Source organism: Roseovarius roseus, from assembly GCF_043355935.2.
GTDB classification, from domain to species: domain Bacteria; phylum Pseudomonadota; class Alphaproteobacteria; order Rhodobacterales; family Rhodobacteraceae; genus Roseovarius; species Roseovarius roseus.
In genome coordinates this window covers 570,206-583,241 of the sequence record NZ_JBHFPE020000001.1, presented here as the reverse complement: position 1 = coordinate 583,241, position 13,036 = coordinate 570,206, and the positions used below count along the sequence as shown (strand labels likewise).

Below are 13,036 nucleotides of genomic sequence, written 5' to 3'. Positions count from 1 at the left end.
TTTGCGAACGAAAGACTTGGTGTTCTTCTGCGGCCCCAAGGTCTATATTGCAAGCAGAACCCATGAAAACTCATGAAAGGTAGCGCAATGAGCCTCGACGCCCCCGCAAACAAGCCCAGCCTCAAGGCCAAGGATGCTCCGGATCTCTCCAGCTTTGATTGGCAGGATCCGTTCCGCCTTGACGATCAGCTGGAAGAAGACGAGCGGATGATCGCGCAAAGCGCGCGCACCTTCGCGCAGGAAAACCTGCAGACGCGCGTCATCAGGGATTACGCCGACGAGGCTGTCGCGCCCGAGCTTTTCACGCAGATGGGCGAGATGGGCCTGCTGGGCACGACCATCCCCGAAGAGTATGGCGGCCTTGGCGCGGGTTATGTCAGCTACGGCCTCGTTGCGCGCGAGATCGAGCGTGTCGACAGCGGCTATCGCTCGATGATGAGCGTGCAGTCGTCGCTGGTGATGTATCCGATCTACGCCTATGGCAGCGAAGAGCAGCGCAAGAAATACCTGCCCAAACTGTCCACCGGCGAATTGATCGGCTGCTTTGGCCTGACGGAGCCAGACGCAGGCAGCGATCCTGCCGGGATGAAGACCCGCGCTGAAAAAACCGAGAATGGCTATCGCCTCACCGGCTCCAAGATGTGGATTTCGAACAGCCCAATCGCAGATGTGTTCGTCGTCTGGGCCAAATCCGACGCCCATGACGGCAAAATCCGCGGCTTTGTCTTGGAAAAAGGCATGGACGGACTGTCGGCGCCCAAGATCGAGGGCAAGCAGAGCTTGCGCGCCTCGGTCACCGGCGAGATCGTGATGAAGGGTGTCGAGGTTGGCGAGGATGCGCTTCTGCCGCATGTCGAAGGCCTGAAAGGCCCCTTTGGCTGCCTGAACCGCGCCCGGTATGGCATTGCTTGGGGCGTGATGGGCGCCGCCGAGTTCTGCTGGCATGGCGCGCGCCAATACGGCCTTGATCGCCACCAGTTTCGCAAACCGCTGGCCCAGACGCAGATTTTCCAGCTGAAATTGGCGAATATGCAGACCGAGATCACGCTGGGCTTGCAGGCCGCATTGCGTGTTGGCCGCCTTATGGATCAGGCGAATGCCGCGCCAGAGATGATCAGCATGATCAAGCGCAATAATTGCGGCAAAGCCCTTGATATCGCTCGCATGTCCCGGGACATGCATGGTGGCAACGGCATCTCGGAAGAGTATCAAGTGATCCGTCACATGATGAACCTTGAGACAGTCAACACCTATGAAGGCACGCATGACGTGCACGCGCTGATCCTGGGGCGCGCCCAGACGGGCCTGCAGGCGTTTTTCTGATAGGGTAGATTGGGGGCAAGCCTTGGGGTTTGCCTCCACTATGAACTTCGACGCATAAAGACCTGAGATAATGACTGAAAACTCGCCAGACGTGATCGTCATCGGCGGCGGCATCGCCGGTGTTTCCGCTGCGGCCGAATTGGCGCGGGACGCGCGCGTAACTGTTTTGGAGGCCGAACCGCAAACCGGCTACCACGCCACCGGGCGCTCTGCCGCGATATATATCCGCAACTATGGCAACGCTGTCTTGCGCGCGATCAATATCGTCTCCGAACCCACGCTGACCACGCCAGGCGATATTTGTGGTCACAGCCTTCTGTCGCCGCGCGGCGAGTTGCTGACAGCCTCGGACGATGAAATGCCTGCACTTGAGGCCTATGCCAATGGATCTGTTGGTCTCGAACGCCTCACTGGGGCAGAAGCCGCACAGCTCGTGCCGATCCTGCGGCCCGAGCGGATTACTGCCGCTATTTATGAGGGCGCCGCGCAATCCATTGACGTAGACCTGATGCTGCAAGGCTATCTGCGCCTGTTGAAAGCGCGCGGCGGATCTGTGATCACAAAAGCGCAAGTGACGGAGATACGCCGTGCGGATGGGCTATGGCACGTCACCGCTGGGGATCATCAGCTGAGCGCCCCGATTGTCATCAACGCCGCCGGTGCTTGGGCGGATCACGTGGCATCGCTTGCTGGCACGCACCTTATGGGACTGCAGCCAAGGCGCCGCTCGGCGGCGATCGTACCGCTCGGACCCGAGCATGATGTCTCTAACTGGCCGCTCTTCGGAAGCGTGTCTGAGACGTGGTACGCCAAGCCCGAGGGAGGCAAGCTGATGGTGTCGCCGGCAGATGAAGACCCGGTCGACCCGCATGACGCTTGGCCCGACGACATGGTCCTGGCCGAGGGTCTGGACCGCTATGAGCGCGCGGTGACCGTTCCCGTGACCCGGATCGAGCGGAGCTGGGCCGGCTTGCGCACCTTCGCGCCGGATCGCACGCCCGTGGTTGGCTACGCCGACGATTGCGACGGATTCTTCTGGCTGGCCGGGCAGGGCGGCTATGGTGTTCAGACCGCGCCCGCGCTATCGCAACTGACGGCGGCGCTGATCACCGGGCGCGCTCCGGCGCTGGCTCCGGAGATCATAGCCGCCATGGCACCGCAGCGTTTTTCATCGACGAACAAAGGAGTTGACCAAAGATGACCGATATCACCCGCAGCCATACCGGCCCGCGCATGAGCCAGATCGTCACGCATAACGGCACGATCTACCTGGCAGGCCAGGTTGGCAATGCTGGCGACAGCGTGACCGACCAGACCAAAACCTGCCTCGAGAATATCGACAAGCTGCTGGCCGAGGCCGGCTCGGACAAGACGCACATCTTGCAGACCATCATCTGGATGGCAGATATGAAAGACTTCGCCGAGATGAATGCCGTCTGGGACGCATGGGTGCCCGAGGGCCACACCCCCGCACGTGCGGCAGGCGAGGCAAAGCTGGCGACACCGGACTATCTGGTCGAGTTCATCGTGACCGCTGCGAAAGCGTGACGCGCAAATGCCCTCGGAAAGTGTAGCTTGTCGGGGGCATTTTAGCTTTGCGGTCACACCCAATGTTGCAACCAAGTAGAAATGTCCGGCTTTGTGCAAAGTAGAAATGTCCCATTCGGGCGCAGGCGGTAGCGCAGCCGGGCAGGGCGGAGACCTCAGTTATCGCAGCCCGGCCCGGCTGCGTGGCTGTCCCGCTCTGCGCGTTTGCGGGCGTAATAACCTTCCATTTTTGACGGCCGTCCGGGGGATTTGAGACCTGTCGGTTCATACCGGGTGCGTTGCTTGCCGGCGCGCCGCTTCTTGGGAGGGGCCTTGTCCTGGGCGGCCTTGATATGCTCCAGGACGGCGCTCAGGCGCTTGTTCTCGGTGATCGCGGCATGGGTCACGCGCTGGTCCTTGTCGAAGGCGGAGTAGGGCAGCTGCACGCCTTTCCAGCGGAACTCCAGCCCTCCGTCTGCAAACTCGTAGCTGTCCACGTATTTGCCCGGCAGGCTGGCGGAGACCTCGTTCTCTTCAAGGATGATCCGCCGCCGATCATAGGAGAAGGCAAGCTGTTGCCCGACATAGCGTTCATCACGCAGGCACAGGATATTCCGTAGCCTCTCAGGCTCGACATTCATGGTGCGGTGCAGGTTGTCCTGTCGTCGAGGGGTCTTTGCGAACCTGGAATTGTAGCGTTCCTTAAACCCCGGCAGGAAGGCATTCGCGGTCTCGATATCCGAGATTCCCACCAACCTGAGCTCCTTCACCAGCCGATCTTGCAAGGTTCGGTTCGCCCGTTCGACACGGCCCTTGGCCTGGGAAGAATTGGCGCAAAGGATCTCGACATTCAACTCGTTCAGGGCGCGGCCGAACTGGGTCATCCCATGTCCGGACTTCGCCCCTTGCTGCGCCACGCGGAACACGGTGTGCTTGTCGGAATAGAAGGCAACCGGCCGCCCATGGGCTTTGAGATACAGATCCAGCGCCTCGAAATAGCTGAAGGTGCTCTCCGACGTCACGAACCTCAGCTGCATCAAGGTACTGGTCGCGTCATCGATGAACACGAGCAGCGTGCAGGCGGGACCACGATCTTCGAACCAGCGATGGTCCGAGCCGTCGATCTGGATCAACTCGCCAAAGCATTCCCGGCGCAGGCGCGGCTGATGAAACGTCCGACGCTGCTTGCGCGACAGCCAGATCCCGGCGTCTTGCATCCACTTGCGCAGCGTCTCGCGCGACACCTTCAGGCCGTGATCTTCCGCCAGCTTCTCGGCGGCAAAGGTCGGACCGAAGTCGATATAGCTCTCTTTGACCAGCGCCACCGCGAAATCCCTGACCGCCGGATCGATCCGGTTGTTCGACCTGCGCCCGCGGGCCTTGTGCCGGATCGCCGCCGCGCCATGAGCCTGAAATGTCTTCAGCAGCCTGTGGACCTGCCTGCGGCTCAATCCCAGCACATTTGCCGCCATCGTCGCCGACATCCGGCCTTGCGCCACCTGGCTGAGAACCTCGATCCGGTTCAGCTCGCGCTCGCTCATCACAACCCATCCCACCGCCACACTCCAATCCTGCCGAAACAGGGAAGTGTGACACTTCTACTTTGCAGATGTGGGACATTCTAACTTTGCGGCTACACCCAAATTACGCATAATCAGTATTATGTAAATAAATTGCGCTGAGTGGATCGAAGATCCGGGCATTCACTCCGTCCCGTATCTCCCCGACATCACGATGGATTAAACCTTTAGCCCGCATGTTTCGAACGCTTCGCGCGTCGCGGCCTTCTCGGCATCTGTTAGTTGCAGCAGCGGTGCACGCACCGGGCCGCCGACCTGTCCCAGAAGCTCCTGCCAGTACTTGCCGTGCGCCTGCGGCTTGCCGCCCGGCTTGGTCCGCTTGAAGGCATCGCGCACCGGATCAAGGCTGTCACGCACACGCCGCGCCTCTTCAAAGCGGCCCTCAAACGCCAGCTGAGTATATTCATTCATGCGGCGGTCGATCTTGGACTGCAGCTGATATGGCGGCGACGAGCACAGGTAGAGCTTCCAGTTCAGCTCCTCGATATTGTCCAGCCACTCGACCTCCGACGCGGTCGAGACATGAATCCTGTCGCCGACCATATGCGTGAGGCGCACATACATCTCGCGCGGGACCGAATACTTGATCGCCACGATATTCGGCAGCTCAGCGATGCGCGCGCAGAGTTCCGGCGACATCAGATATCCGCTGTCAGGATGACTCCACATCGCGATGCCAATGTTAACAGTGTCGCATATCGTCTTGTAATAATTGAAAACAGTTTCATCCGGATCGGTCACAAAATGGAGCATCGGCGCGTGGACGACGATGTAGTCGGCGCCACACGCTTCGGCGTGCTGGGCAAGATCGAGCACAGTGTCGAAATTCTGGTCCGACGCCGACATGATCGTACCCGCGCGCCCGCCGCATTCATCGACGGCAATCTCGAAGTTGCGCTTGCGCTCTTCGATCGACATTGAAAAGAATTCGCCTTGCTTTCCGGCGATGAAAAGCCCTTGGATTTCAAGATCATCTATCCAATGCCTGATGTTCTGCCTGAGCCCCGCCTCGTTCAATGCGCCATCTGGAAGAAACGGGTTCAGCGCGGCCGCCCAGATGCCACGCATGTTCTCGCGGGCATAGTCCTTGGCATCGAGTTTGGAGTATTTCATGATCCGGTCTTTCCCCGTCTCGCCGAGCCCATCGCGCGCCATAGTGTCTGTGATGTCAGCGGCATTTGCAAATCTTCGATCCCAAGTGGTGAGAGCGCGTCAATCGCAGCGTTCAGGATGGCCGCGGGTGCCCCGATGGTGCCCGCCTCGCCGACCCCCTTGGCGCCAAGCGGGTTCATCGGGCTGGGCGTCGCCATCTCGGCCATCGTGATCGGCGGCATCATGTCAGCGCGCGGGACGGCGTAATCCATCAAGGACGCGGTCAGCAATTGGCCCGAGGTGTCGTATTGGACCGCCTCCATCAACGCGGCCCCAAGGCCTTGCGCAAAGCCCCCGATGATCTGTCCCGCCACAGCCTGAGCGTCCACGACATGGCCCGCATCGTCCACGCAATGCGCCGCTTCGACCAGCGGCGCGCCCGTCTCAGGGTCAACCGAGAGTTGGACCAGATAGGCGCCATAGCCCCAGGCCTGACCGCGCGTTTCAAAGCGAATCTCGTGGGTTATAGGAAGGTCTTCACCTGCCTCATGTGCCCGGCTTACGGCGCGGCATGCCTCCAGCACCGCGCTGCCGGCAATGGCGGTGCTGCGCGACGCGACCGCACCGATCCCCTCCGGGCATGTGCCGGTGTCACCGTAAAGCACATCCACCTCGTCCGGGCCCACGCCCAATGCCTCGGTCGCGATGGCGGCGTAACTGCGCGCCCGCGGCTGGCCTTGGGCCGAGCTGCCACTGGCAATCTGCACGCGCCCATCGGTGCCCCATGTCACACGCGCGCTCTCCCAGCCTTCGCCGGAGGGCTCGAGGAAGAACGCGAGGCCGAGGCCCACCAGGTCTCCGCCCGCGCGGCGACGCATCACCTCGGCGCGCCGCGCGTCATAACCCGAAAGGCCGCGCAGGCGCGTCAGCGCGGCAGCGTAGTCACCACTGTCCAGCGTCTGGCCCGTCCCGGTCTGGAATGGCAGATCGTCACGCGAGAGAAGATTTCGCAGGCGGATCTCGAACGGATCGAGCCCCAGGCGCCGCGCGGCCTTGTCGACGAGGCGCTCGATCAGGGCGGCGGCCTCGGGGCGCCCTGCCCCGCGGTAAATGCCCGTCGCCGCTCGGTTTTCGCAGGTCGCGGCAGAGGTGATATCGACCGCCCCGACACGGTAACCGCCGGGCAGGATTCGCGCGGCATTCCATCCGGGGATCAGCGCGCTGTTGGGCAGCCAATGACCCAGCGGCGCCGCCATCTCGGCGCTCAGCGCGGCGAAACAGCCATCACCATCAAACGCCAGCGCGCCCCGCGCCGTGATGCCGCGCCCGTGGGTGGCCGACAGAAAATCCTCGCTGCGCGATGCGCTCCAACGCACGGGGCGGCGCAGCGTATGCGCGGCCCAGACGCAATAGACTTCCTCGGGATAAAGCGAGGCCTTCATGCCGAAGGCGCCGCCCACATCCGGCGCGATGACGCGCAGCAAGTCTGCGTCGATGCCCAGCATTTCCGCCAAATGCAGCCGCGTGCGATGCGGCGTCTGGGTGGAATGCCAGATCGTCAGGCCGCCATCCGCCTCAGGGCGCACGGCGATGCCGCGCGTCTCCAGCGATAGCGGCGCCGTGCGGGCGTGAACCACTTCAGTCTCGACGCGGTGCGCAGCCCTGTCCATCGCCTCGGCCACATCGCCGGTCTGCCAGCGTTTCTCGGCGATGGGCGCCGTGCCACATTCCGGGACCGCGTCCAGGTCCAGCCAGATCGCCTCGGCGGCATCGAGGCCCGCTGCCCGCGTCTCGGCCAAGATGGCGGCGACGGGCTGACCCACCGCCTCGACCTTGCCCTGGGCCAGCACCGGAAAGCGCGGCGCATGCGCCAATGGCATCACCTCGTTCACCGGAAGCGCGCCCAGATGCGCCACATCCGCGCCGGTATGCACCGCCTGCACGCCGGGCATCATCGCGGCCTCGTCGGTGTCGAGGCTGGTGATCACGCCAGAAGGCTCATCACTGCGCAAAAAGACGGCCCGCAGCGCGCCGGGAAGTGGAATGTCGTCGCAATAGCGCCCGTTACCGCGCAAGAGCGCATCGGGCGTATGGGCGCGAAACTCGCCGGTCATCGAATGCCCTCAAGGCTGCGGCAAAACATGGCTGATGATGCCCCGCCACCGGCGCCCCTGCAAATACCGAGGTTGCGCACCGCTATCAAGAAAACGGATAGCCAAGCCCCCTGCCCTCACCTAATCTGCCGCCAACCTGCAAGAGGAGAGCGGCATGACGACGATCGGGATCATTGGCTACGGGGCCATCGCCCGCTATGTGGCGCAGGCGCTGGCCGCAGACGGGATGGCGCCCGCGCTGGTGCTGGCCCGCGCGGGCCGCGAGGCGGCGGCAGAAGATGCACTGGGCGCCGAGGCCGTGACGGAGGCCGGGGATCTGGCCGCGCGGGCCGAGCTGATCGTGGATTGCGCAGGCCATGCAGGCCTCTCAGCGCATGGGTCAAGCATCCTTGGCGCCGGGCGGAGGCTGATCACGCTGTCGCTGGGCGCGCTTGCGGATGATGCGCTCTTCGCTGCGCTGGAGGCAGCGGCGAGGCGGGGTGGCGGCACGCTGCACCTGGCCTCGGGCGCCATCGGCGCGCTGGATGCGCTGGCCGCGGGGCGCGTGGGCGGCCTCGACATGGTGCGCTATTCGGGCACAAAGCCACCCAAGGGCTGGGCCGGATCACCGGCCGAGGTGGCGCTTGACCTCGCATATCTCACCAGCCCCGCCCTTCATTTCACCGGCAGCGCCCGTGCCGCAGCTTTAGCCTATCCCAAGAACGCCAATGTCGCGGCTGCCGTGGCCTTGGCGGGCCTCGGCTTTGACGCCACAGAAGTGCAGCTCATCGCCGATCCGACTGCCACGCAGAACACCCACCGGATTGAGGCACACGGCGCGTTCGGCAGCTTTGACTTCACGATCAGCGGCAATGCCTTACCGGACAATCCCAAATCCTCGGCCCTTGCGGCGATGAGCGCGGTGCAGGCAGTGCGGCGGGAAACCGGCTGGATGCGGCTCTAGCGATGCAGAGCCATGCGCAGATCACCAACCGCGTCATCAACCGGCTGAAGCTGCGGCAGCTGCGCCTCTTGATCGCGGTCGACCGGCATCGCAGCATCCTGCACGCCGCGCGAGAGATGAACCTGTCGCAGCCCGCCGCGACCAAGATGATCAAGGATCTCGAGATCGACTTCGACGTGCTGCTCTTCGAGCGCACCAATCGCGGGGTGATCCCGACCGAAGCCGGGGCCGCGCTGATCCGCGGCGGGCAGTTGATCTTTTCGCAGATCGGCACCACCGCGCAGGAGCTTGAGGATATCGCGGGCGGCAACGCCGGACGCATCGTTGTCGGCACATTGCTCGCCGCCTCTGCGCGCCTCTTGCCCGAGGCGATTGCGCGGGTGCTGGATCAACGCCCGGGCCTCGTGATCAAGGTGGTCGAGGGCACCAACGAGGTGCTGATGCCCCGCCTGCGCGCGGGCGAGCTGGATCTGGTTGTCGGACGTCTGCCCATGCGGCGCCACCGCTCGGATCTCAGCCAAATGAGGTTGATGCAGGGGCGCATCGCGCTGGTGGTGCGGGCGGGGCATCCGGCGCTGGCGCTGCGCAATCTTGGGTTTCAGGATTTGCGCGGCTACGGGTGGATCCTGCCCCCGTCCGACACGACGCTGCGCCGCCAGCTGGATCAGTTCTTTGTTGACGAGGGTCAATTCGTGCCGCCGCGCGTGGTAGAATCGGTCAGCTATGTCACCAACCGCGCGCTTCTTGCGCACAGCGACATGATCTGTGCGATGCCCGCCGAACTGGTGGAGGGCGAGCCAGCAGGCACCTTGGCCGAATTGCCCCTGCCCCTGCCCTTCGGCGATGGCCCGGTTGGGGCCTCTTTCCGCACCGGCACATCCCTGCCCCCCGCTGCCGCCGCGCTGCTGGATGCACTGCGCGAGATGGCGGGCACGACCTAGCCGATCAGCGCCAGTGACAGGCTGGGGAAATAGCAGACCGCCAGCAGCACCAGCAGTACCGCCAGCAGGAAAGGCCAGAGCGATGCGAAGATCGCCGTCGCCTTCACATCGCTCATCGAGGCGGCGATATAGAGGCCGACGCCCACGGGCGGCGTCAGCAGGCCAAGCGCCAGGTTGATGCTGATGACCACGCCGAATTGAAACGGGCTGATGCCGTAATCGCCGGTGGCGATGGGCAGCAGAATGGGCGTGACGAGGATCAGCGCCGCGATGCCGTCGATCAGCATGCCCACCAGCAGAAGCGCGCCCATGACGATCAGCAGAAAAACGAACGGATCCGAGGTGAGCGAGGTGATCAGCGCGGCCAGCGTTTGTGGGATCGCCTCGTAGATGACAACCCAGCCAAAGACATTGGCGGCGGCGACCATGAAAATGACCATCGACGCATTCTGCGCCGTACGCAGAAACAGGGCCGACAGGTGCGACGGGCGCAGCTCGCCATAGACCAGCCAGCCCAGCAGGAACGCGATCAGCGAGGCGACAGCAGCGCTCTCGGTCGGGGTGGCGATGCCCATGACGATGCCGCCGATGATGGCGACGGGGATCAGCGCGGCGGGAAGCGCGGCGAGGACGGCGCGCAGCGCGTCTGCCGCGCTCATCCATTCACCCTTCGGAAATTGCGCAGCAAGGCCGATCAGCGTGACGACGAGAAAGAAACTGCCCGCCATCAAAAGACCCGGCAGGATGCCCGCAAGGAACATGTCGCCGATCGGGATTTGCGCCAGCACGCCGTAAATGACAAACAGCATCGAGGGCGGGATCACCGGAGCGAGCAGACCGCCCGCTGCGGTGGTGGCAGCGGCAAAGCCGCGATCATAGCCCTCGCGCTCCATCGCGGGGACCATTGCGCGGCTCATCACCGCGATCTGGCTGACGGCCGAGCCGATGATGGCGGCCATGAACATGTTCGCCAGCAAGTTGATCCAGACAAGACCGCCGCGAAACCCGCCCACCAGAACGCGCGCGGCATTGACCAGCCGCTTGGTCATGCCGCCTTCGTTCATCAGCTCGCCCGTCAGCATGAACAGCGGGATGGCAAGCAGGCCGTAATTCTCGGTGCCCGCAAACATCTGCTGCGCGAAGCTGTCGAAAAGCACGGTGTTGCCGCTCTGCCAGATATAGCTCATCGCGGTCATCGCCAGCACGATCGAGATCGGCACGGCACCAAAGAGAAGGAGCAAGAAGAGCGCCGCGGTCATGCCTTTGCCTCCACCGCGAGAGGCCGCAGCAGGTTGGCCACACCGTGCAGCGTCATGCCAAGCGCGAAGATCGGCATGATCAGCCACAGCCAGAACTTGCGGATTCCCAAGGTCAGCGTCGGCTCGGCATAGATGAAATTGAAAGTCTCGCCCTGAAACGCCATCGTGTCAAAGCCCGCGCGCGCAAGGTCGAGCGGCAGGAACCAGCGCCAGAAGAGCCAGAGCATCGCGACGGCAAATACCACCACGATCAGGTCCACCGCCCGCTGCGCCAGACGCGCGGTGGCGGGCGGCAGCATGTCCGTGAAAAGTGTCACGCTGATCGTATGGCCAAAATGCACTGCGGCGGAGGCGGCAAGGAAGGTCATCCACGTCATCGCGTAGATCGCCGCCTCATCGACCCAGAAGATCGAGGCGCTCATCGCGCGCGTCACGACATTGAGCAGGACCAGCCCCGTGATCGCCACGGCCAGAACGGCGGCGGCGCCCATCTCGGCGCGGGCCCATTCATGTGAAATCCTGTGCAGCACTCTGCCCCTCATCCTGCCCGTCAGACGTGAGTTTGGCCGCCCGTTTGCCGGGCGGCCATCAGGCTAACCCTGTCAGCCGATCATTCTGCCGAGGCAGCCGCCGCGTCGCGCATCTCGCCCAGAACGGAGGATTGCTCGGACCAGATTTTGTCCCACTCGGCGGGCACGTCGCCAAAGAACTCGGGGCCCACGTCGATGAAGGCGGTCTCGGTGCCGCGCACCTGGTCCAGCCATTCCTGATCCTTGACGATATAGGTCGCAACGACCTCGTCCAGACGCTTCTTCATCAGCTCCGTGACGGACGCACGGTCCTCCTCGGACATCTCTTTCCACACCTTGGCCGAGACGAGGCCGACCATCGGGAACATCATATGGTTCGAGACGACGACAGTGTCGGCCTGCTCGTAATATTTCAGCTTCCAGATCAGCTCGGCATCCATGTCGATGGCGTTGACCTGCCCGTTGGCCAGCGCATCGTAGACGGCGGGCAGCGGCATGGGAGTGGGCGCGGCGCCGAGAAGGTTGTAGAAATCGAGGATCGGCTTGAAGGGCGTGATGCGTAGCTTCTTGCCGTTGAGGTCGGCGGCGGATGTGACCTCTCCCTTCGACACGATCTGGCGCAGGCCAGCCATGCCATAGCCTATGCCGACGACACCGGCCTTGGCGGGCAGATCCTCAAGCATGCGCAGCGCGAGGTCCGATTGCAGGATTCGGCCCGCATGGGCGATGTCCTTTGCCATATAGGGCGCGTAGAAGGCACCAAAATCGGGCACCCGGTTGCTGACTTCGGCGACCGTCAGGAACGCCATGTCGAGCGCGCCGGTTTGCAGCTGCTGCATCATCTCGGCCTCGCTGCCCAGCTGCTGCGCGGGAAAAACGGTGATGCTGTGCGCGCCATCGGTGGCCTCGGCTAGATCGGTGCCGAAATCCTCGGCTGCCTGCGTCCAGATGTGATTGGGCGGCGTGATGAGGCCGAGGCGCATGTCCTTGGCCGTGGCCGCGCCCGCCAGCATCATCGTGGCGGCGGCGACCGAGGCCGCAAGCGCGGCGGGCAGTTTCATCATAATGGTCATAATGGGGTGTCTCCTCCCGGATGGGGTGTTGATGTAAACGCGCCTCTCTGACGGGGCGCTTGTGGTTTTATGCAGGGTTCAGCTGAACCCAGCCTGCGGGCGGTTCCTTGCCCGGGTGGACCGATCCACATTCGGGGCAAGTGCGCGCGTCGGTCGAGGCATAGAAACTTTCATAGACAGGCGGCAGATCGTCCACAATGGATTTCAGCTGCATCTCGGCGCGGTGGACCAGCGCGTTGCAGTCAAAGCAATACCACTCGATCGCATCGAGCTCACCTGTCTGGCGCTTGGGTTCGATCACGAGGCCGATGCTGCCCTCTTGCGGGCGCTGCGGCGAGTGTCGCACATGCGGCGGCAGAAGGAACACGTCGCCCTCGCGGATCGGCACATCATAGAAGTCGTCGCCGTCCTTCAGCTTGAGCAGCATGTCGCCCTTGAGCTGGTAGAAGAATTCCTCGACCGGGTCGTCATGGTAATCGGTGCGCTTGTTCGGGCCACCGACGACGGTGACCATCAGGTCGGCATCCTCGAACACCTTCTTGTTGCCGACGGGCGGCTTCAACAGGTGCTTATGCTCGTCGATCCACTTTTGAAAGTTGAACGCTGCCAGTCTGGACATGACCTCTCCTCCGGTTGGCGGTGGCTGCCAGTTTC

Annotated in this window: 12 protein-coding genes; 5 read left to right on the top strand and 7 right to left on the bottom strand. The window is 63.3% G+C overall.

What is annotated here, in order from left to right; translation table 11 throughout:
* Nucleotides 1-87 precede the first annotated feature (87 nt).
* The 3 genes from ACEWPL_RS02980 to ACEWPL_RS02970 all read left to right on the top strand — a co-directional run bounded on the left by ACEWPL_RS02980 (nucleotide 88) and on the right by ACEWPL_RS02970 (nucleotide 2,871).
* Nucleotides 88-1,323: an acyl-CoA dehydrogenase gene (locus ACEWPL_RS02980; RefSeq protein ID WP_393934632.1), complete on the top strand. Its 1,236-nt coding sequence runs from the start codon at nucleotides 88-90 to the stop codon at nucleotides 1,321-1,323.
* A gap of 70 nt (nucleotides 1,324-1,393) precedes the next feature.
* On the top strand, nucleotides 1,394-2,524 hold the full coding sequence (locus ACEWPL_RS02975) for an NAD(P)/FAD-dependent oxidoreductase (RefSeq protein WP_393934633.1): 1,131 nt from the start codon (nucleotides 1,394-1,396) through the stop codon (nucleotides 2,522-2,524).
* Complete coding sequence (locus ACEWPL_RS02970) at nucleotides 2,521-2,871, top strand: RidA family protein (RefSeq protein ID WP_393934634.1); 351 nt, start codon at nucleotides 2,521-2,523, stop codon at nucleotides 2,869-2,871. The genes ACEWPL_RS02975 and ACEWPL_RS02970 overlap by 4 nt, the downstream gene beginning before the upstream one ends.
* A 155-nt stretch (nucleotides 2,872-3,026) precedes the next feature.
* Here ACEWPL_RS02970 and ACEWPL_RS02965 read toward each other — a convergent pair whose 3' ends face one another.
* From ACEWPL_RS02965 to ACEWPL_RS02955, 3 genes are all read right to left on the bottom strand, one after another.
* A complete protein-coding gene (locus tag ACEWPL_RS02965) occupies nucleotides 3,027-4,406 on the bottom strand; it encodes an ISNCY family transposase (RefSeq protein ID WP_393935365.1) in 1,380 nt (459 codons plus the stop codon).
* A 183-nt stretch (nucleotides 4,407-4,589) separates the two neighbouring features.
* Nucleotides 4,590-5,543, bottom strand: coding sequence for a dihydrodipicolinate synthase family protein (locus ACEWPL_RS02960; protein ID WP_393935366.1), 954 nt, complete (start codon nucleotides 5,541-5,543; stop codon nucleotides 4,590-4,592).
* Nucleotides 5,540-7,636 (bottom strand): xanthine dehydrogenase family protein molybdopterin-binding subunit, encoded by a 2,097-nt coding sequence (locus ACEWPL_RS02955; RefSeq protein ID WP_393934636.1) that lies wholly within the window; start codon nucleotides 7,634-7,636, stop codon nucleotides 5,540-5,542. The genes ACEWPL_RS02960 and ACEWPL_RS02955 overlap by 4 nt, the downstream gene beginning before the upstream one ends.
* Before the next feature lie 154 nt (nucleotides 7,637-7,790).
* Here ACEWPL_RS02955 and ACEWPL_RS02950 point away from each other — a divergent pair, with 154 nt between their 5' ends.
* Both ACEWPL_RS02950 and ACEWPL_RS02945 read left to right on the top strand, forming a co-directional pair.
* The gene (locus tag ACEWPL_RS02950; protein WP_393934637.1) at nucleotides 7,791-8,579 is read left to right on the top strand and encodes an aspartate dehydrogenase; all 789 of its coding nucleotides are present in this window, start codon (nucleotides 7,791-7,793) and stop codon (nucleotides 8,577-8,579) included.
* 2 nt (nucleotides 8,580-8,581) lie between these two features.
* A complete protein-coding gene (locus ACEWPL_RS02945) occupies nucleotides 8,582-9,520 on the top strand; it encodes a LysR family transcriptional regulator (RefSeq protein ID WP_393934639.1) in 939 nt (312 codons plus the stop codon).
* Here ACEWPL_RS02945 and ACEWPL_RS02940 read toward each other — a convergent pair.
* From ACEWPL_RS02940 to ACEWPL_RS02925, 4 genes are all read right to left on the bottom strand, one after another.
* Entirely contained in the window at nucleotides 9,517-10,779 is a 1,263-nt protein-coding gene (locus tag ACEWPL_RS02940; RefSeq protein WP_393934641.1) for a TRAP transporter large permease, read from the bottom strand. The two genes, ACEWPL_RS02945 and ACEWPL_RS02940, sit on opposite strands and share 4 nt — an antisense overlap.
* Nucleotides 10,776-11,309 carry a TRAP transporter small permease gene (locus tag ACEWPL_RS02935; protein WP_393934643.1) on the bottom strand — a complete coding sequence of 178 codons (534 nt, stop codon included), beginning with the start codon at nucleotides 11,307-11,309 and terminating at the stop codon, nucleotides 10,776-10,778. Before ACEWPL_RS02935 ends, ACEWPL_RS02940 begins: the two co-directional genes overlap by 4 nt.
* Before the next feature lie 80 nt (nucleotides 11,310-11,389).
* Nucleotides 11,390-12,382 carry a TRAP transporter substrate-binding protein gene (locus tag ACEWPL_RS02930; RefSeq protein WP_393934644.1) on the bottom strand — a complete coding sequence of 331 codons (993 nt, stop codon included), beginning with the start codon at nucleotides 12,380-12,382 and terminating at the stop codon, nucleotides 11,390-11,392.
* A 67-nt stretch (nucleotides 12,383-12,449) separates the two neighbouring features.
* A complete protein-coding gene (locus ACEWPL_RS02925; protein WP_393934646.1) occupies nucleotides 12,450-13,001 on the bottom strand; it encodes a 3-hydroxyanthranilate 3,4-dioxygenase in 552 nt (183 codons plus the stop codon).
* Nucleotides 13,002-13,036 lie beyond the last annotated feature (35 nt).

What these genes read in the sequence shown, in the direction of transcription:
- ACEWPL_RS02980 (WP_393934632.1), top strand. Translation starts at nt 88, where the DNA reads ATGAGCCTCGACGCCCCCGCAAACAAGCCCAGCCTCAAGGCCAAGGAT.
- ACEWPL_RS02975 (WP_393934633.1), top strand. Translation starts at nt 1,394, where the DNA reads ATGACTGAAAACTCGCCAGACGTGATCGTCATCGGCGGCGGCATCGCC.
- ACEWPL_RS02970 (WP_393934634.1), top strand. Translation starts at nt 2,521, where the DNA reads ATGACCGATATCACCCGCAGCCATACCGGCCCGCGCATGAGCCAGATC.
- ACEWPL_RS02960 (WP_393935366.1), bottom strand. Translation starts at nt 5,543, where the DNA reads ATGAAATACTCCAAACTCGATGCCAAGGACTATGCCCGCGAGAACATG.
- ACEWPL_RS02955 (WP_393934636.1), bottom strand. Translation starts at nt 7,636, where the DNA reads ATGACCGGCGAGTTTCGCGCCCATACGCCCGATGCGCTCTTGCGCGGT.
- ACEWPL_RS02950 (WP_393934637.1), top strand. Translation starts at nt 7,791, where the DNA reads ATGACGACGATCGGGATCATTGGCTACGGGGCCATCGCCCGCTATGTG.
- ACEWPL_RS02945 (WP_393934639.1), top strand. Translation starts at nt 8,582, where the DNA reads ATGCAGAGCCATGCGCAGATCACCAACCGCGTCATCAACCGGCTGAAG.
- ACEWPL_RS02940 (WP_393934641.1), bottom strand. Translation starts at nt 10,779, where the DNA reads ATGACCGCGGCGCTCTTCTTGCTCCTTCTCTTTGGTGCCGTGCCGATC.
- ACEWPL_RS02930 (WP_393934644.1), bottom strand. Translation starts at nt 12,382, where the DNA reads ATGACCATTATGATGAAACTGCCCGCCGCGCTTGCGGCCTCGGTCGCC.
- ACEWPL_RS02925 (WP_393934646.1), bottom strand. Translation starts at nt 13,001, where the DNA reads ATGTCCAGACTGGCAGCGTTCAACTTTCAAAAGTGGATCGACGAGCAT.